Origin of the sequence: Psychrobacillus antarcticus (genome assembly GCF_029533155.1) — a bacterium.
Lineage (GTDB): Bacteria > Bacillota > Bacilli > Bacillales_A > Planococcaceae > Psychrobacillus > Psychrobacillus antarcticus.
In genome coordinates, this window is sequence record NZ_JAIZDB010000006.1 from 52,173 (window position 1) to 71,632 (window position 19,460).

Genomic DNA, 19,460 nt, shown 5'->3' on the forward strand with positions numbered 1-19,460 from the left:
TAATTTACATTTTCAATTGTGTCCAGCCATCTTCTTGGACAATTTTTTTATCTTTCATCAGTTTACCTAGGGCGCGTTTGAAGGCTGCCTTACTCATACTGAACATTTCTTGGATTTCATCTGGAGTTGACTTGTCTGTAAATGGCATTTTACCTCCGACGTCATTTAGATAACGGAATATGGATTCCGCATCGTCCTCCAAACGTTCATGAATGCGTGGTAATAGTGAACCATTCAGAGATCCATCCTCTTTCACGTCAATAATCCGTACAGTCAAATCTTCCCCTAGTCTCGGTTCATTTAATCGTTCTGACTCATGCACAAAAATACGATAGTTTTCTGGAACACTTAACAAAAAAGTCCCTACAGGAAGCAAACGATATGCACGAGCTTGAAGATTCTGATTGAATAATGTCGTTGGAGCGTCTATATATAGCTCTTCTACTCGGTCCTCGGTAGCTAAACGACCGAATAGCTCACCATCTTTGTCTGTACGAAGAGTCATATACAAATGATCACCAACAGCTGGCCATAATTCTTTGATCTTCGGTAGATCGTCCTCTTTTACCTGAACTTCCTTAGACGTACCAATATCGACAAGAACTCCTTCTCTATCTGCTACTTTAATAACACGAGCCCAACCATATGTGCCTTTTTGAATGAATGGAAGCTGCGTTGTGGCAGATAAATTACCTCGTCTGTCCACAAACAAAAATGCTTCAATTGCACCACCAACCTCTAAGTCCTCTGGTGCCTCAGATGCATTTAAAGGTATGTCCATTCCATCATATGTTAAAATCCATTTCGATCCGTCTTGCTCTTTCACTTGTAACTTTACTATTTCTCCTGATGCTGTTCCTATCAAAATTACCGCTCTCCTTCTGACCAAATATAGTACTAATATCTTAACCTGTTTTTTTAAATTTATATAATGTAATCATAAAGCGTCACAGTTTGTGCTAATTCCCTATAATCGATTCATACGAATCATAAGCAATAATTGCCCAAAACTCAACCCACTATCCTGCACAAGGGTTGTATGTATGTTATGCGTTTGTCATTTCAAAACTTTAATAGTGATTACTCACTATCTGGGTCCTGTAATTCTAAAAGCTTTGACTGTAATGCTGGGTTCTCCTCTAGAAATAATACTAAACCTGCAATACGATTGATGGAGTTCCAACTTAAATGATGCTCAATCCCTTCTACATCATTGTAAATATTCTCTTCCTTTACACCAATGATCCGTAAGAAATCTTCTAAAAGTTCATGTCTTTTCACTAATTTCTTGCCAAGTTTCATCCCTTTTGCGGTAAGTGTTAGTCCCCGATACTTTTCATATATTAAGAAGCCATCTTTATCTAGTTTTTGAACCATTTTTGTTACGGAAGATGGTAATACAGACAAAGCTTCTGCAATATCAGACACACGAGCATATCCCTTGTGCTCGATTAACAAATAAATTTGTTCGATATGGTCTTCCATGCTTGGTGTTGGCATATATATCTTCCTTTCATCACTACTCTATACATTTTACTACAAGCAAGACCCTATCACAATTCTAGATATTTTTTACTATATATTTCAAAAGAAAAACATCTAATTTTCATTTCTATTACATAGAAAAACCTTATCTAATAAAGACAAGGTTTTTAGTGACGATGAGGATATTTTCCAACAACATAAATGGAGTGGATAATTCTTTTGTTGATCCATTCTAAGTTTTCAGCAGTATTTAATCGCTCAAAAACGGCGGTTCTTCCTTTTTCTGTTGTAACGTAATGAGCAGGTAATGTATTTAAACTCAATGCGATAATATCTCGTTCGCATCTGTCGCATTTGCAAAAGGTTTGATATTCGGATCCTCTCATCATTACTCTGACCAGGCTATGAACTATTTCTTGCATCACATTCGTAAGCAATGACAAAACTCCTTTCATGCACATTAAAATGTAAGCATGTTTAATACTATACCCAAATGGGTAAAATTTAATATCAAGATGACTTGGTAAATAAAATAAAGAGAGGTTGATAGACCATGGGTAGAATTTTATGGGGAATTATCGTAGTATTAATCGTACTTTGGTTACTTGGCTTAGTATTTCAAATAGGCGGAGGACTTATTCACACACTATTAATTATTGCAGGTATTATTTTTGTAGTTCAATTGATTAGCGGAAAACGATCAATGTAAGAAATGGTGTTGCCAAATTGGCAACACCTTTTTAAATTTCGCATTTATCTATCACTTAAAGCTTTTAAATGGATTCTTGAGATTGCCTAACTTTGGCATATATACAAGTATCCCTAAGCTTTTTCCCATCTGCAGATAAAGAATCTTTTTGTAGGATTCCTTCTAATATATATCCTGCTCTTTCTGCAACAGAGCGACTTCGGACATTTTCGCTATCACAACGAATTTCTACTCGATTGGCCTGCAATTCCTCAAATGCAAATTGAGTAATTCGATCACAGGCTTCCGTCATTAAACCTTTTCCTTCAAACTTGCTATCAATCCAATACCCTATTTCAAATTTACGAACATCCCAATTAATTCGATGTAATCCTGATGCACCTACAAATTCACCCGTGTCTCTTAAATACAGCTGAAGTCGTAAATCCTTTCGGGTTATAAAATCTGCAACGGCTTGGCGAATGTTAGTAGTTATCTGCTCCAATGACTGCTTTTTTTGAGCCCATGGCATCCATTCTTTTAGAGCTGTATCCGAATTAATTACCGCTTTCCAAATTTCCTCGGCATCTTCTACTTTAGGTGCACGTATTAACAAATGCTCTGTGTAAAACTCTTCCGGAAAAGGAAGTTCTTTTTTAACAGGGGAAGGTTTTTGAAAATCTTCATCCCATTTTACTGGGGTGGCAGTACCCTTTAAGAAATCCTCTCTCGTTAGGCCATATGTTACAGCATCATAATAGGAATCCTCTTTAGGTGAAAACCAAGCTTGTCTCAGCTGGGCTTCCTTTACAAATCCAGCTCGTTCAAATGTTTTTCGCATCGCAAAGTTATCCTGTCTTGTATGACCTTCTAAACGTATTTTCGCTTCTGGAAGTTGGAATACATACTCCGCTATACGCTTTAATGCTTCGGGTCCATAGCCGCTACCTCTGGCATGATCTGCAATTCGCAAGTCAAAAAGAGGAATCTCATCTTGTAAGTCATAAATTTTAACGAAACCAACTTTTTCATTTCCTTCATTTTCAATCCAAAAGGTTTTGACTTCATCCGATTGATACCCACCCTCTTCAATCGTTTTCTCTATTAGCTCCCTTGCCGGGTGTGAGTTTCCATGATACGGCCAACTATTTGTCGTCATGAAGTGAATCAGCTGCTCTTGTTCTTCCATCGTCCATTCCGTAAGCTTCATATTCCCGCCTCCGTGCATGCTATTTATTTATCTTTAAAAGTCGTAATGAATTCAATACTACTAATAATGTAGCCCCCATATCCGCAAAGATGGCAATCCATAACGTTAACCATCCTGGAATAATGAGAAGCAGTGCAATTATTTTTAATCCTAAAGCAAACATAATATTTTCTTTAATAATATGCAATGCTTTTCGGCTTAAACGGATTGTGTAAGGCAATTTTTCTAAGTCATCACCCATTAAAGCCACGTCCGCTGTTTCAAGCGCGGCATCTGTTCCTACTCCGCCCATTGCAATACCAACAGTTGCTGCTGCTAATGCTGGAGAATCATTGACACCATCCCCAACCATTGCAACCATTCCGTACTTTTCTTTTAAGGCTTTTATAGCAGAAAGTTTTTGTTCTGGCATTAACCCCGCCTCTACATCCGTCATTCCTAACTTCGCTGCGATGGCATTTGCTGTACGTTGGTCATCTCCTGTTAGCATAACTGTATGCCGTATGCCTGCCTTTTTCAGTTTTTCTAGCACCATTTTACTTGATGGGCGTATTGGATCTGCTACTGCTATAAACCCTTGATATACACCATTTGCCGAAGCAAGCATGACTGTATTTCCTTCCGATTGAAGTCCTTCGATTTTAGTAATGACTTCTATTGTAACAGTGCTTATCGTGGTAATCCAACCGACACTTCCAACTGACCATTTCGTTCCGTCAATTACACCCTCTGCCCCTTTACCGGTGAGAGATTGGAATTGTTCGATTTCTAAAGGATGAATATGCTCTTTTGCGCCATATTTTACAATTGCCTGCGCCAGCGGATGATGAGAATAAGTTTCGATAGACATTACATTTTGCATAAACTCTTTTGGGACATCGGCTTCTACATGTGTAACCTCTGGATATCCTTTTGTAAGTGTACCGGTTTTATCAAAGGCAATCGCTTGAATTCGACCAATTTCTTCTAAGTGGATGCCACCTTTGATCAATACCCCATGCTTCGCTGCATTTCCGATTGCTGTAACAATGGCAACGGGAGTGGATACTACTAACGCACATGGACAGCCTACTACTAAAACCGCAAGCCCTTGGTAAACCCATGTTTGCCAATCAGCTCCGAACAGCGGAGGAACTATAGCCACTAATATCGCAATTATTATAATCGCAGGTGTATAATACTTCGCAAACTTATCTACAAATTTTTGAGACGGTGCTTTCTCTGCTTGCGCTTCTTCTACAAGATGGATAATTTTAGCTATTGTAGTATCTTCCACTCGTTTCGTCACTTTCACTTCAAGTGACCCTTCTTCGTTTAACGTACCAGCAAATACTTCGTCATCTATCGACTTCATGACCGGCACCGACTCACCAGTAATGGATGCCTGATTTACAGCAGAAGCACCTTTTAATACAATTCCATCCATCGCAATTTTTTGTCCTGGTTTTACAATTAGTACATCATTTATTTGTATAAAGTCTGTATCAACCTCCACTAACTTTCCATTTTTACGGATAGTTGCGGTAGGTGGTGCAATGTCCATTAATTGACTGATAGATTGTCGTGCTTTATTCATCGAGTAGGCTTCTAATGCCTCACTGACAGCGAATAAGAATACCACTACAGCTCCCTCGCGCCATTCCCCAATAATCGCTGCTCCAATAATTGCAATGGTCATTAGCGTCTTCATGTCGAAATAAAAACGAGATAAATTGACTAGTCCACCTCTAAATAAGTCAAAGCCTCCAACTAAAATTGAGACGATGAATAACCCTATTGCAAGTGGATGCGATTCGTCGTAAGTGAATGATGCGATCATCCCTATTACTAAAACAACAAAGGAAATAACCGTCAAGACATTCTCTTTTCGTTTGAAAAAAGGGACTTTTTCTAGTTGACGATGTTTGACAGTTGTCACTTTTATGCCATCGAATGACCCTGCTTTTTCAATTTCCTCTATCGATGCTTTTCCAATGACGGAAACCTTTGATGCACCAAAATTAACTGTGGCATCCTCTACCTCGGGAAGACTTTTAATATTATGTTCAAATTTCATGGCACAGTTGGCACATGAAAGGTTTTCTAATCGATATTCTTGCTTAGTTGCTTTCTCCATCCTTCTCACTCTCTTCTATTGCATGTTCATATGCAATTTTTACTAAAGCATTCACATGATGGTCTGTTAAAGAATAATAAACTAATTTTCCTTTTCGTCGTGATTTGGCTAGTGATAAATCTCGTAATAATCGTAAATGGTGGGATGCTGTTGCTGTAGAGGAACCTATAATTTCTCCAACATCACAAACGCAAAGCTCTTCCTCTATTGTTAGTGCATAGGCTATCTTCAATCTCGTTTCATCTGCTAGGGCTTTGAAGATTTTAACAGCCATCGTTAGCTCTGGCATTTGCTTCTTTACGGAAAGTACTACATCTTCATGTACTTTTGTTACTTCGCACATATCTTTTGCTTGCATGCTTTCACCTCATTCAAATCATTGTTTGATTGTTATTTATTATATGTTCAAAGTATTTAAAACGCAACTTATTCAAATAGGCGTTTGAATGTTTATTTTTTGCTTTCTTATTTACTTGGTAACGAATGATTTTTTAAATAGGGAAAACCGGGTATAAAAACGCCCGATCCTTTAAGGTCTAAACCTGTTTCTATCGTTTTCTAAGGACTTTGGACAGTGTTTTGATATATGATTATCGTTTGATTTTTTAAAGAGGCTGGTCGTGACTAACGTCACGACTAGCCTCTTTTTTTCTCGGTAATCTTATGGCTATTGACTGTCCGTCGCCCTTATACAACTTTTAGAAACGGGTAAGTACATTTTTGGTTAACTAGAGAAAAGATACTTCCCTATTCCTAGAAGAAGCTCACGAAGATGCAATTTCGTTCGCAATCTCACTTCTTTATAAAATTGAACACTTACTAATTCTTTTGTTTCCACTTGAATAAAAGAACCTGCTTTTTTCATGCTCATTACAACATAGAATTTCTAATTTAAAATTTGAATAAATCACTATATTAACTTATTCACTTTAACCAATATTATTGTTATCCACGTGATAAGCTATGCCCAATCTTATAGTTGAGCACTACTCATTTCATTGATTGTAGTGCAAGCCCGCGGAAAGCGTCCGACTGGAACGAAAATCAGTAGCATTAATCTATCTTTAAATTTCTGTAAACTCAGTGTTCATGCTGTATTTTCATATATTTTCCTATCAATAAAAAGCAACCGAAGATTATTATCTTCGGCCGCTTTTTATTAGTTTGCTTTTAGTATTAATTCATAACCTTCTTCAATCTTGCCATCTATGACTGTTGTGTGATAGTTTCCTTCTACCCAATCCTTCACTTGGCTATGATACCATTCGGATTTCATATGACCACTTTGTCCTGGTCCTACGATATGATAGGCCTCATTTAAATTAGCCAAATCTGCAACAAATCGCCAGGACGCTCCGTGATCCACTTTTCCATCCTCTCCGTAACCAGCTGCTTGAACGGTTATATTGGATCCTCCGATTGGCACTGAATCTGGATTTAGTAGATAAGCTAAAATTGGAGAAGCCCCTCCTAACGGATGATCAAACGTTAGCTGGTGGTAATCTCCCCACTTCCATTTCTTTTCGTTCGAACCAAACTCTTCAGATATTTCTTCGGTCGCTTCTACAAAAGATTCATAAACCCACTCATCTACACCACCGTAGGACTCTAACCAAGCACTTTGCTCGTTATTATAGCCTTTTCGTAGTAATTGGTCTGTAATATTCCCTTTACCAGGTAACATCGAATATACATCCTCAGGCATTTCCTCTTCTAGCAAAGTCTGAGGCAGTTCTTTCATCCATTTATGAAATACGAGCGGAGCTGCTTGATCTTTACCATCAACTTGATCCCACTGCTCCAGTAAGGTTAGAATTTCTTTATATTCACCTTCAACATCTAGATTTTCGACTGACCCAATCATTTGTGTCAGGAATTCTTTAGCATATAAATTTGTTTGATCCATCTGTAAATTCATCATATCTTCTTTTGTGAAATCTGATTTACTCTCAAGTACTTCCGCAATTCTCTCGTATCGATATGATTGGGCCCAAAAATCAGTAATATGATATGGATAGGAACCATCCACAACTTCATTGTTTGCAGTTGCTATAAATCCTTCTTCTGGATTCACAACAATTGGAAGTTCATCATACGGAACAAATCCATCCCAGTCATAATCTGCCGAGTCTCCAGGGACCGGTAATTGACCATCCCCTGTCTTTCTTAAAGGTATTTTACCATTTGCTTTATATGCAATTGTCCCGTCTTTGGCAGCAAATACAAAGTTTTGTGCCGGTGCATGGAAATCCTCCAAAGCGACTTCAAACTCTTTCCAGTCAGACGATTTATTCATTTTTAAAATTGCTTGTAATTCAAGTGTTGGTTCTAATGCAGTCCACTGCATAGAAAATAATGCCGACGCTTCCTCATCTTTGAATAATACATCGGAAATAATAGGACCATGCCTAGTCACTACTACTTCAAAGGGTATATCATCCTGACCTTTTACCTTGATAGGTGAATCACGAACTTCCGCCTGCTCCCATTCCCCTTCATATAAGAATTGTGTACGGTCATCTGGATTTGGCGTTTCAATATAAAGATCCTGTACATCCGGTCCTACATTCGTTACTCCCCAAGCAACCTCTTCGTTATGACCAAGAATAATACCTGGTATACCAGCAAATATAACTCCACTTACATTTTGCTCTGGTGATTCTAAATGCATTTGGTACCAAATGGATGGTGTACTCAACCCTAAATGCGGGTCATCTGCCAGTAAAGGAAGCCCACTTGCTGTCTTTTCCCCACTCACAACCCAGTTATTACTACCATTAAATTCGTTCGGTAGCACGGACGAATCAAAGTAGCCGCTTACATTTACTCGATTACTAATATTTGCCTCTATTATTGATTGGGCATTTTCAGGATAAGTGATGAAAAGTTCCTTCGCCTTTTCTTCATCCAATTCGCTCAAAGCCCAATGTCTTATTGCAAGTGTTGACCAGTTTCCACCTAAATCATATGCCATATACTTCCCAATCGCTAACGAGTCAGTTGGTGTCCACTCTTCTGGCTCGTATCCTAGTAACTTAAACTCATAGCTAAACTTATTTTCTTCTTTTGCAAATTCAATGAAATCATTGACCCCTTCTGCATAAAACTTTAATACTTCCTTCGCTTCTTCACTGTAGCCATCATAAGATTTCTCGGCAGCATCACGTAAGCTGAAGGTTAAGAAAAATTTATCAGTATCAACAGCAGCTTCTCCTACAACTTCTGCCAAACGACCACTAGCCTGCCTTCTAGCAAGATCCATTTGAAAAAGCCTATCCTGTGCTTGCACAAATCCTTGCGCTCGGTAAAGGTCTGCATCTGATTGTGCAGTAATATGTGGAACCCCATCTGTATCACGAACGACTGTTACATCCGAGTCTAATACCTCCATTGCTAGTTCCCCTTCAATAATTGCTTTCGTGCTAGACAAATACATATTCAATCCAATAACGCCAATAACTGCTAGTGCAACAATAGTACCTATAATCCAAGCAGTTATTTTCCACCCTTTTCTCATAATCCTTGCCCCCTTTGCTCTTTTACAATATTCGACATTTGCGGGAATTTCCCTTCCAATAAAAAAGGGAAAACGGAAAATAACGAAGCCCATCTTGATTATTTTGCATCCATATAAAAAAGACCCATGAATAATTATATTCATGGGTCGAGGCTTGTATTAGTCTATATTTTCTCCAACAATTTTCACTTCAAGCTCTAGTTCGACGCCAAAATTTTCTTTTACTGTCTCTTTCACCATTTCAATCGTACTAATATAATCGGTTGCAGTGGCATTATTTTTATTGACGATAAAACCCGCATGCTTCATAGAAACCTCTGCTCCACCAAAGCCTTTCCCTTGCAAGCCACTATCTTGAATGAGCTTTCCGGCAAAATATCCTGGTGGCCGTTTAAATACACTACCAGCAGAAGGGTATTCTAACGGTTGTTTCGATTCTCGTTGGAAAGTAAGATCTGCGATTTTAGCATTAATCTCTTCTTGATTTCCTTTTTCCAATAAAAACTCAGTCGATAATACATAATAACCTTTTTTCGATATAATACTTTTTCGATAACCTAATTCCAATTGCTCTTTTGAAAGCACCAACTTTTCACCAGTTGAAGTTAACACTGTACATTGCACAATTACATCTTGGATTTCTCCACCGTATGCTCCTGCATTCATTGCCATTGCCCCACCAATAGATCCTGGGATGCCACAGGCAAATTCTAAGCCTGTTAGCGATTCCTTTGCTGCAGCCTGTGACACATCAATAATATCAGCACCACTTTCAGCAATTACTTTGTTACCATCAATCATAATTTTATTTAAATTTTCCAACCGCAGTACAATTCCTCTTACTCCACCATCACGAACTACCATATTCGAACCGTTTCCAAGTAGCAATAACGGTATATTATGTTCATGTGCATATTGAACAACAAAGGCTGTCTCATCTTGTGTAGTAGGAGTAACAAATAGATCTGCTTTCCCACCCATTTTAGTTAATGTGTGCAAATTCAATGCTTCATCTATTTTAATATTGGTCGGACTTAACTTTTCATTTAAATTTTGAAACACTTTTTGTTTATTCAAAGAGGGACAATCCTTTCTGCTTTAACCTGGTTACCCTTACATAGTATGCATTTTCAAGCATAATATATCAAGCGAAAAAGTTATAACCATTCTTTAGACCAAGTCTCGATTCCGCCAACTACTTCTTTTAGCGCAAGACCTTTATCCGTCAAGTTATATTCTACCCGTATAGGTACCTCTGAAAAGACAGTTCTTTCAACTACTCCCTCTTTTTCAAGTTCCTTTAAACGCTCTGATAACAAACGACCACTTATAGGAAGAGACGACTCAATTTCATTAAATCGTTTTGCTCCATCTATTAGTTGGTACACGATTAGCGTAGTCCATCTTTTTCCTAGCAACTCCATTGCCTTCGATAAACGTGGACATAATAACGTTTCTTTCATCTGATTCACCTCTATTACTACTTATTATATTCCTTTTTTCGCACTTTGTAAAATTAAAGTAATTTAATTACTTGACGTAACTAATATATTAATCTATATTTAGTTACATAAAGTAACCATATGTTTAATTATTGACAAAAAGAGGGAAAAGAAAATTATGGCATTATATATTACTTTGAAGTTAAAACTCTTGATTTCGAGGTAATATTGTATTATACTAAAAAAAAACACAATCCTTAGGAGGAAATAATAATGACAAAATTTAATCTTGACGCAGCACATTCTACAATCGACTTTTCTGTAAAACATATGATGGTTTCAAAAGTTAAAGGGTCTTTCACTAACTTCACAGCTGACTTAGATGGTAATGCTGATGATTTAAACGGTGCAACTATTAGCTTTGATATTGATGTAAAATCGATCAACTCAAACAACGCTGATCGCGATAACCACTTACGCTCTGGAGATTTCTTTGATGTAGAAACATACCCAAGCATCAAATTTGTTGCAACTGATATTAAGAAAAAATCTGATGGTGAATATGATGTAACTGGTGACCTTACGATTAAAGATGTTACAAAACCAATAACATTCGACGTTGAATATGGTGGTAAGGGTACTAATCCATGGGGCCAAGAAGTAGTAGCATTCGCTGCTGAGTCAAAAGTTAACCGTAAAGAATTTGGTTTAACTTGGAACCAAGCTTTAGAAACAGGTGGCGTTTTAGTTGGCGAAGACATTAAAATTACTGTTGAACTTGAACTAAACCCAGCTCAATAATTAATGATTACACGAGACTATCCTATAACTTTAGGATAGTCTTTTTTAATAGATAGGAAAGTATAAAAAAACAGCATGAACACCAGTTTTTCAGGACTATTAAGAATGATTAATACTACTGATTCCCGTTTCAGGTGGACGCTTTCCGTGGGCACGGCTTCAATCTCCTCGTCACTACGTTCCTGCGGGGCTTTCAGCTCGTGCACCTGTCGCTTCGCTATCGGTGCAGAAAACATTTGCTGTTCCCACAGGAGTCGCCACCTTGCACTCCAATCAATTAAATGAGTAGTACTCAACTAGGAGATATTGCATAGTCTCTCGCTTAGATAAGAAGAGTAGTCCGAGTTAATGTGGGGATAATATCGTCTGTTGAAAGTAGGAATGAAATTGTGTTATGAAGGATAAAGATAGTAGATTTCCTTTTTTACTAGTGGAAATAAAGAAAAATAGTAAGTGTCTATCCAATAAAGAAGCAGAATAGCGAACGAAATTGCATCTTCGTGAGCTTCCTCTATTATTAGGATAGTATCTTTTCTCTAGTTAACAAAAAATGCACTAACCTGTTTCTAAAAATTGTAGAAGGGTTTGGACAGTCAATCGCCATAAGATTACCGAGAAAAAAAGATGCTGGTCGTGACTTCAGTCACGACCAGCATCTTTAAAAAATCAAATGGTAATTATTTAGCAATAAATCTGTACAAAGCCCTTCGAAAACAGTAGAAACAGGTTTAGATCTTAGAGGACCGGGCGTTTTTTTGCCCGTCTTTTTTAATGATAGATAACTAAATGTATAGGCATTTAACTACTCTTATATTACTCGGTGTAGTTTTTTAAATTTTGAAACTATTGCTCAAGATTTTCGTATATACTAGAGAAGAAAAGCTTGGAGGGATATGTATGGAAGAGTTTATAGGATTAGTTGCCGTTGTGATGGTTTTTTCAATACCATTGACCGCAATATGGACCACACATCTACGAAAGTCGCAAAAAGTGAAATTAATCATTGTAAAAGATGAAATTGAACTAGAAAAAATCAGATATAATAACTTTTTACTAGAAACAGAAAAAATGAGAATCGACCTTCAGCAAAAACAAACGAACTTGTTGCAGAGTTCAGATCCCCTTATTTTAGATTTACAAAAAGATACACAAACTGAGAACAAAGCTATATCTTCTTAATACAATCGTGCTGATTTCATTAAGCACGATTGTTTTTTTGAAGTATAACTCCGCACTTCCAGCCTTTTCAGTCGCTCCTATTCCAGACCTTCGATTACAATAGAATAATCAACTAAACGAAATGGGAGCTTACTATGAAAACATCTACCAAAGGGTTTTTCCAATTACTTAAGAGCCTAAAATGGCCAGTAAAAATCACCATAATAGCGATGGTTCTATCACTCTTAAGTACTGTTATTGGGCTAATCGTACCACTTGTTACTAAAGATTTAGTAGATACGCTAACAACTACTGCTTTCAATTGGAAAATGATTGGCGTATTACTTGTTGTATTCCTTATGCAGGCTATTTCCGGGGGATTCTCATTTTATTTATTGTCTTATATCGGAGAATATATAGTTGCTGATCTTCGTAAAAAACTATGGAGCAAAGTACTCCATCTCCCTATTCCTTATTATGATCAAAATGAAAGTGGCGAAACGATGAGTCGTATTACGCAAGATACGACAATGTTGAAGTCACTTATTACGGATCATTTAGTGAATTTCGTATCTGGCATTATTACCATTATTGGATCTGTTACTATCCTATTCTTTATCGATTGGAAAATGACGTTGATCATGCTTGTTAGTGTTCCACTGAGTATAGCAATCATGATGCCGCTTGGCTCCATGATGCATAAAGTATCGAAATCTACGCAAAAAGAAATGGCTTCGTTTTCAGGTCTTTTAGGACGAGTGCTATCTGAAATTCGATTAGTCAAATCTTATCGAGCCGAGAAAACAGAAACTGCTAATGGTAACGACGCAATTCAAAACTTATATCGTTTTGGCTTAAAAGAAGCGAAAATACAAGCGTTTATCTCCCCTTTTATGACACTCATAATGATGGGTATTTTAGTCGTCATTTTAGGCTATGGCGGTTTACAAGTATCTAAAGGAATCTTATCGGCCGGAGAACTTGTTGCGATTATCTTTTACTTAGTAAATATTATTGTTCCTTTTGCACAGATGGCTACGTTTTTCACCTCTTTCCAAAAAGCAGTTGGGGCAACAGAGCGAATCCAAGAAATATTCTATTTGGAAAGTGAAGCTGTAGAACTAGAAGCACCAAAGCCTTTAAAAGATGGAGTTATTACATTTGAAGATGTCCACTTTTCTTATAGTCCAGAGAAGAAAATAATTGGTGGTATTTCCTTCTTAGCGCAACCGGGAACTGTCACTGCTTTTGTCGGCCCTAGTGGTGGTGGAAAAACAACTATTTTCTCTTTGCTTGAACGATTTTATGAACCCGATTCTGGAACAATATTATTTAACGAAATACCTATAGCCGACCTATCATTACATGCTTGGCGCTCTAAAATTGGGTACGTCTCTCAGGAAAGTCCACTAATGAGTGGAACTATTTTATCGAACATCACCTATGGCATGACAGACCCCCCCCCAATGGAGAAAATTATCCACGCTGCTGAGGGAGCTAATGCCGCTGATTTTATAGAGGAACTTCCAGACAAATACGATACTCTTGTTGGAGAACGTGGCATCAAGTTATCAGGCGGGCAGCGCCAACGCATAGCAATTGCTCGAGCTCTTCTTCATAATCCAAAAATATTATTACTAGATGAAGCTACTTCCAATCTAGATAGTGGATCAGAGACATTAGTACAAGAAGCCCTAGAACGATTAATGAATGGAAGAACTACCCTTATCATCGCACATAGACTGGCTACAATTATTCACGCCGACCAAATATTCTTTTTAGAACAAGGTAAAATTACGGGTAGCGGTTCACATGATGAGTTACTTGCTCATCATAAGTTATACCAAGAATTTACCCATGGACAAGGTTTATCTTAAGGACTTTATTAACACATTTAAGAAGGATCAGAAAGTGACGAAGTCGCTATCCGATCCTTCTTTTGTTAAATCAGCCTTCAACTCTTTAAAATCAGTCCTGGATCTAAATTTATCCTTCTTTATCGTAAGTGTTCCTTGTAAGTTGGAGATTTTGGCATATAAGTATTTCCACCTGCTAACACTTCTTTTGTTTCAACATCATAAATTGCATATCTACCTCTAAATTCTTTTTCTGTGTCTTTAAAGGAATAAAAGAAATAAACTTGCCTATCAGGGCTAACAGTCTGATGGTAGTTAATATCGATATCAGGATAAGGACGAAGAATATTCCCATCAGAAGTTATATAATTTAACCCTTCTACCTCATTAAATAATAATTTTTTTCTAATATTTACAGATGCATCTGGCATTTCTTTAAAAAGAACTGTATCCAAATGTCTTTGTTGTTGCTTAGGCTTCTGCTTATATCTTTGATAAAGCTCCTGATGTATGGGATACTTTATGTCTCTTAATGCCTGGTAAAATTCATCTACAGTTTCATCAAAAACTTTTTCCTTATTTGCAGGATGTAAATATTCAATTTTTATTGAAGGTGTAGTTTGTGAATAAACAGGATTTACTAATAACATGGTAAGACTGCACGAAAATATAAACATATACAAACCAGTTAAGAAGGAATTTTTCATTTAGGTTACTCCTTTTTAAAAGTAACGTGCCCTAAATGTTCATTAACTATCCTACCGCTTTATTTCCATAAGAAAAAGTCTTTACTCCTTCTTGAATTAAAACAACAGTTAGTTGAAGAGGCTATCATAAATAAATTTAATACTATTGATTATTTTTATTCAATTGATAGTAAGCATTAATAAGCTTTTCTACTGGAACATTATCTATTTTCATACCTGTCAAATCACTATTTTGTATTTCTACATTTCTAAGATTACTGTTACTAAATTTACTTCCTTCAAGGTCACATCGTTCAAATGAGATTGGCATATTTTCATCTCCAAGATTTGTATCAATGAAACTAACTCCACCTAAAGTGACAAATATCATCTCACTGTTAGAAAGATTTAAATCGGCATATAGTGAATTTCTAAGATTTAAATTTTGGAACTTTGAGTGACTGAGATTACAATTGCTAATATGACTATTCATTACATTACTGTTACTGAATGAACTTCCTTCTAAATTTACACTATAAAACTCTGTTTTTACCATATCGCAATTCTCGTATTGGATACTTGAAATATTTTTATTTTCAACTAAGTTTTCTTTTTCTGATGAAGTTTCTATTTTCTTTAGATAACCATATTCCTCTTCAGTTTCAAAGGTAGTTGTATAACCCATTTTTTCATAAAAGTAATGATTGTTAATTTGTCTACCTGATGTCTCCAGGTCCCAAGTTCTTACATTAGGAAACTCATCCTCTATTAAATTAATTACCCTAGAACCAATTCCTTTACCTTGATAGTTAGGATCAATGAAAATGCGGTCTATTCTCCCGTAACTAATACCAGAAATAGTTATTATTATTCCACCTACAATTTCTTTATCCTGTAAGACTTTAAAATACTCCAATTCTCTAATCATATACTTAGTCATCTCAATAGAAGAATATCCTGGTGGCTGAATATTGTAATCAACTACATTTTCTTGATTTGGAAGCCACTTTTTCAATTCTTCATCAAAAGTCCTTTTCTTAATTTCTGTTAACTTTTCAGCATCCGTAATGGTTGATTTTTCAATAGTTATTAGTGACATTTAAGTATTCCCCCTTTGTATTTATCCTTATATAACCATGTGAAAATAGTATTTTCTTATTAACTCCTGCGTTACTTCAAGTAAGAAAAAGGCTTTACTCCTTATTGCAGTAGAACCCCGATAGTTGAAGAGGACCTAATATCTAAATTAACATTGGTAAGTCATTTTCAGAAATTCAAAACTATCTCCATTTGTATCCTGCGTAAAAGTGCCAACATCCTCAAACCCAATTTTTCTATATAATTTTATCGCCCTCTGATTGAAAGTCGCTACTGATAGCGTTATTCTTTGGGGTGTATATTTTGATTCAGCAAACTCTATACCTGCTTTTAAAAATTCCAAACCATTTCCATTACCGATCAAATTCGGTCTCATCCCCAACCCTATATCGATAGTATTTATAGTTACTTTATTAAAGCTAAAGAAGCCTATAATATCATTCTCTTTAGTAACAACAAAGTTTGAGTCACCTCGTTTTTGTTGGTCTAAGAACATAACAAAGTCTTCTTTATCTGCCTCCATATCGTAAAAAGAATATTCAGCATCATAATGCCAATTAAATGCAATTTCTTCCGCTTGTTCTTGTGTCATAATTTCAAATTTATATCCCACACTTATCCCCCCTTGTATTACAATATCATCCAACCATTAACCTTATTGAGCTACGGGTGCTTTCCGTTAGATGAATATAGATATTGCTATCCCTAACCAAATATTTGTGCAGTAATAGCAAATAACTCTTTATTCCTATATGGCATATTAATAGAATTCTTTATCATTATCGGGGGATTACTAACTTTTACAAATCCGCTTTTCTCCAAGAATAACATTAACTCTTCATTATTGGATGGCACATCAATTCTTAACTTTCCTTGATGATTACGAACTAACCTATCGATTATTAAAGCAGCTGTTTGCGAATCTGGTGCTACAATAGGTCCTATTAATAGATTTACTGGTCCTAATATGGATAATCCAAATCCAATAATATTCCCCTTTAGATTTCTAACAACTAAACAATGTTTTGATTGATTTATCCTGTTAAGAAGTAATTTTCTTCTCTTATCACCAAAAGCAGCCGAGTCTAATTCAATAGTTTCATTAATATCATTCTCACTGTACTTCTCTATGGTAATTTCTCGATTATTAAATAGTTTAGTTTGAATATATTTATCATTTAAATACTTATGTATATAGTCGACAGTATTAAAACCCATGTTTTCATATAAGGGTTTCCCATCTTCAGTTGAAATTAACATTATTGAAGTATCTTGAGAAACACTGTCTATACATTTCTGAGTAGCCTTTTTTCCTAAGCCTAAACCTCTATATTCTTCATTAACAATAACCGTTCCAATTGAAGCTAAATCAGTGTCATAAGGAATTATTGCAGCACTCGAAACAATTTTGCCCATAGAATTTTTATGTCCGTATATTTTACCAGATGACATAACAGTTCTAATTTCATGTTCATCATAATCCCAGCCTACTGATGCAGAAAGTTCTATTAAACTTAAGACATCATATTTATCAAATTCCACTAATTCTAATACTGTTTTATTGTCTGTATGCATTAGAAATCCCCCTAGTTTAAATTCAATTCTTATAATAATTTCCTATCTAGCCTTGTTCAACTTAACTGCGCCATAAGTTCAATTGAAAAATTTCACAATATTATAATTATTTTAACATAAATATCCATTGCCTATATTTATAGGAAGAACCATTCATATATTCATTAACGATTAATCAGCCTTTTTGGCATATATAATCTATATAGAATTAAACTAATAAACATATTAAGCAATGAAAGTTGCACTAAAATACAGTCATATTCTCAGTCTTTTCATAACTTCTTTCATATTTTAAATTTTCTATGATTTCCAATCTAGAGTATGGTATCTTATTAATAATTGGATTTGATTTCCTTTTATTGATGTAGAAGAGGGTGTGGGTTTTATGAACCTAGGACAATTGATTAAGTTAGAGCGCCAGAGACAGAGTATTAAGCAAGAGGCTTTAGCTTCTGGTATTTGCGTCCCCTCCTACTTAAGCCGAATTGAAAATGGCTTAGTCATTCCAAGCGAAGATATAAAGCACCATATTCTTATGCGACTAAATATTCCAGTAGATACTTTAGTGAGTAGTTCCAGCGAAGAGAATACTATTCAGTTTAAATTGCGGTTTAAGCAAGTTATAAACTCAAGAGATAAAGTATTGGCTAAACAGCTTCTACATAAAATTCACCTTTATATTGAAGAACATCCCCTCGAAGCCGATCGACTTACACTGTTATTATTGGAAGCTCGTTTAATGCTTATGTTACCTGATGATTTGGAGATACAAAGAAGTATAAACATATTATTAGGTTTCAAAAAGGAAATGACGATAGAGCAATTATATTATCTGTACACGATTCAAGGTATTACCGCTTACCAAGATAACCAGTACAGCCAAGCATCCCATTTTTTTAAAGAAGTTTTTAAATTGATCAAAGGCTATCGTATGGAAGATTGGGAGATGGCGGAGTTATATTATATATCTGGATTATCTCTATTGTCTGAATCTCGTTACATACTAGCAATTGACTATGTAAAGGAAGCAGTTTCTTATTTCAATCAAGAAATATTAATCGAACGATCTATCGAGTGTTTAATCATTCTAGGGATTGCGCAAAAGAATTCGGGTGTCCTAAAAGAAGCACTTGCTACTTTTGAAAGGGCCAAAGATATCAACTTGAAGATAGAATCACGTAAGTTTAATGGAATGATTGAGCATAATCTAGGCTCCTGCTACTCTTTACAGAAGCAATCTGAACAAGCCTTACAGCATTTTTTTAATGCTCTAGATTTCAAACATAACCCGGACGATAAGATTGTCACTATTTTATCTTTACTTAAGGAATATCATAAAAATGGTGATTTACAGAATGCATTAGTATGGTTGGAAAAAGGATTACAAACTGTCGAGTATATAGGAGATAGTAAGAAAGAACTTTATAACAACCATTTTTCCGTATATGGAGCGATATTACTGGAAAACCAAGTGCTTATACCTATATTTAAGAAAAGCTTGGACTATTTTGAAGGTAAGCAAGATTATAAACATTGTATGATTTATTGCCATGTATTAGCTAAGCGATTAGCTAAAACTAAGCAATATAAGCAAGCTTCCATTTATTATGAATTAGGATTCCATTATCACTTGCAGCAATTAAAAGTATCAAGTTGGGAGGAATTGTCATGAAGAAAGGACTATTTTAGGTTCTACTTCGTTTCGTTTTATTCACACTTCCAGCTCTAAGTTCAACTAATCTTGCAGAAGATGACAAACCAAAAATTACATCCGTTGATAAGTTTATCTAAATGATAAAAAACTAAGGTACAAGATTCACTTGAGAAT

Annotated in this window: 18 protein-coding genes; 5 read left to right on the forward strand and 13 right to left on the reverse strand. The window is 35.9% G+C overall.

Going from position 1 to position 19,460, the window contains the following annotated elements:
* Window positions 1-4: 4 nt before the first annotated feature.
* The 3 genes from LDK52_RS04345 to LDK52_RS04355 form a co-directional block, all read right to left on the reverse strand.
* The gene (locus LDK52_RS04345) at window positions 5-865 is read right to left on the reverse strand and encodes a CvfB family protein (protein ID WP_277584723.1); all 861 of its coding nucleotides are present in this window, start codon (window positions 863-865) and stop codon (window positions 5-7) included.
* A 215-nt stretch (window positions 866-1,080) separates the two neighbouring features.
* A complete protein-coding gene (mntR, locus tag LDK52_RS04350) occupies window positions 1,081-1,500 on the reverse strand; it encodes a transcriptional regulator MntR (RefSeq protein WP_277584724.1) in 420 nt (139 codons plus the stop codon).
* Window positions 1,501-1,652: 152 nt separating this feature from the next.
* Window positions 1,653-1,922, reverse strand: coding sequence for a late competence development ComFB family protein (locus tag LDK52_RS04355; protein WP_320415338.1), 270 nt, complete (start codon window positions 1,920-1,922; stop codon window positions 1,653-1,655).
* Window positions 1,923-2,038: 116 nt separating this feature from the next.
* Between LDK52_RS04355 and LDK52_RS04360 the strand changes: the two genes are divergently transcribed.
* Entirely contained in the window at window positions 2,039-2,194 is a 156-nt protein-coding gene (locus tag LDK52_RS04360) for a lmo0937 family membrane protein (RefSeq protein WP_277584726.1), read from the forward strand.
* Window positions 2,195-2,258: 64 nt separating this feature from the next.
* Here LDK52_RS04360 and LDK52_RS04365 read toward each other — a convergent pair whose 3' ends face one another.
* The 6 genes from LDK52_RS04365 to LDK52_RS04390 all read right to left on the reverse strand — a co-directional run bounded on the left by LDK52_RS04365 (window position 2,259) and on the right by LDK52_RS04390 (window position 10,479).
* The gene (locus LDK52_RS04365; RefSeq protein ID WP_277584727.1) at window positions 2,259-3,383 is read right to left on the reverse strand and encodes a GNAT family N-acetyltransferase; all 1,125 of its coding nucleotides are present in this window, start codon (window positions 3,381-3,383) and stop codon (window positions 2,259-2,261) included.
* A 19-nt stretch (window positions 3,384-3,402) separates the two neighbouring features.
* Window positions 3,403-5,499, reverse strand: coding sequence for a heavy metal translocating P-type ATPase (locus tag LDK52_RS04370; RefSeq protein WP_277584728.1), 2,097 nt, complete (start codon window positions 5,497-5,499; stop codon window positions 3,403-3,405).
* Window positions 5,483-5,857, reverse strand: coding sequence for an ArsR/SmtB family transcription factor (locus LDK52_RS04375; RefSeq protein WP_277584729.1), 375 nt, complete (start codon window positions 5,855-5,857; stop codon window positions 5,483-5,485). The genes LDK52_RS04370 and LDK52_RS04375 overlap by 17 nt, the downstream gene beginning before the upstream one ends.
* Window positions 5,858-6,658: 801 nt before the next feature.
* Window positions 6,659-9,016: a penicillin acylase family protein gene (locus LDK52_RS04380; protein ID WP_277584730.1), complete on the reverse strand. Its 2,358-nt coding sequence runs from the start codon at window positions 9,014-9,016 to the stop codon at window positions 6,659-6,661.
* A 159-nt stretch (window positions 9,017-9,175) separates the two neighbouring features.
* Window positions 9,176-10,093 carry a UDP-N-acetylmuramate dehydrogenase gene (gene murB, locus LDK52_RS04385; protein ID WP_277584731.1) on the reverse strand — a complete coding sequence of 306 codons (918 nt, stop codon included), beginning with the start codon at window positions 10,091-10,093 and terminating at the stop codon, window positions 9,176-9,178.
* Between the two features lie 80 nt (window positions 10,094-10,173).
* Complete coding sequence (locus LDK52_RS04390; protein WP_277584732.1) at window positions 10,174-10,479, reverse strand: winged helix-turn-helix transcriptional regulator; 306 nt, start codon at window positions 10,477-10,479, stop codon at window positions 10,174-10,176.
* A 252-nt stretch (window positions 10,480-10,731) separates the two neighbouring features.
* Here LDK52_RS04390 and LDK52_RS04395 point away from each other — a divergent pair, with 252 nt between their 5' ends.
* The 3 genes from LDK52_RS04395 to LDK52_RS04405 all read left to right on the forward strand — a co-directional run bounded on the left by LDK52_RS04395 (window position 10,732) and on the right by LDK52_RS04405 (window position 14,294).
* Window positions 10,732-11,259: a YceI family protein gene (locus LDK52_RS04395; protein ID WP_277584733.1), complete on the forward strand. Its 528-nt coding sequence runs from the start codon at window positions 10,732-10,734 to the stop codon at window positions 11,257-11,259.
* Between the two features lie 897 nt (window positions 11,260-12,156).
* The gene (locus LDK52_RS04400; RefSeq protein WP_277584734.1) at window positions 12,157-12,438 is read left to right on the forward strand and encodes a hypothetical protein; all 282 of its coding nucleotides are present in this window, start codon (window positions 12,157-12,159) and stop codon (window positions 12,436-12,438) included.
* 134 nt (window positions 12,439-12,572) lie between these two features.
* The gene (locus LDK52_RS04405) at window positions 12,573-14,294 is read left to right on the forward strand and encodes an ABC transporter ATP-binding protein (RefSeq protein WP_277584735.1); all 1,722 of its coding nucleotides are present in this window, start codon (window positions 12,573-12,575) and stop codon (window positions 14,292-14,294) included.
* A 119-nt stretch (window positions 14,295-14,413) separates the two neighbouring features.
* On the opposite strand, the gene LDK52_RS04410 is transcribed toward LDK52_RS04405, so the two are convergent.
* From LDK52_RS04410 to LDK52_RS04425, 4 genes are all read right to left on the reverse strand, one after another.
* Window positions 14,414-14,980, reverse strand: coding sequence for a hypothetical protein (locus tag LDK52_RS04410; RefSeq protein WP_277584736.1), 567 nt, complete (start codon window positions 14,978-14,980; stop codon window positions 14,414-14,416).
* A 142-nt stretch (window positions 14,981-15,122) separates the two neighbouring features.
* Window positions 15,123-16,058, reverse strand: a complete 936-nt coding sequence (locus LDK52_RS04415; protein WP_277584737.1) for a GNAT family N-acetyltransferase — start codon at window positions 16,056-16,058, stop codon at window positions 15,123-15,125.
* Window positions 16,059-16,205: 147 nt separating this feature from the next.
* The gene (locus tag LDK52_RS04420; protein WP_277584738.1) at window positions 16,206-16,670 is read right to left on the reverse strand and encodes a GNAT family N-acetyltransferase; all 465 of its coding nucleotides are present in this window, start codon (window positions 16,668-16,670) and stop codon (window positions 16,206-16,208) included.
* A 92-nt stretch (window positions 16,671-16,762) separates the two neighbouring features.
* Entirely contained in the window at window positions 16,763-17,632 is an 870-nt protein-coding gene (locus LDK52_RS04425; protein WP_277584739.1) for a GNAT family N-acetyltransferase, read from the reverse strand.
* A gap of 385 nt (window positions 17,633-18,017) precedes the next feature.
* Between LDK52_RS04425 and LDK52_RS04430 the strand changes: the two genes are divergently transcribed.
* The gene (locus LDK52_RS04430) at window positions 18,018-19,304 is read left to right on the forward strand and encodes a helix-turn-helix domain-containing protein (protein ID WP_277584740.1); all 1,287 of its coding nucleotides are present in this window, start codon (window positions 18,018-18,020) and stop codon (window positions 19,302-19,304) included.
* Window positions 19,305-19,460 lie beyond the last annotated feature (156 nt).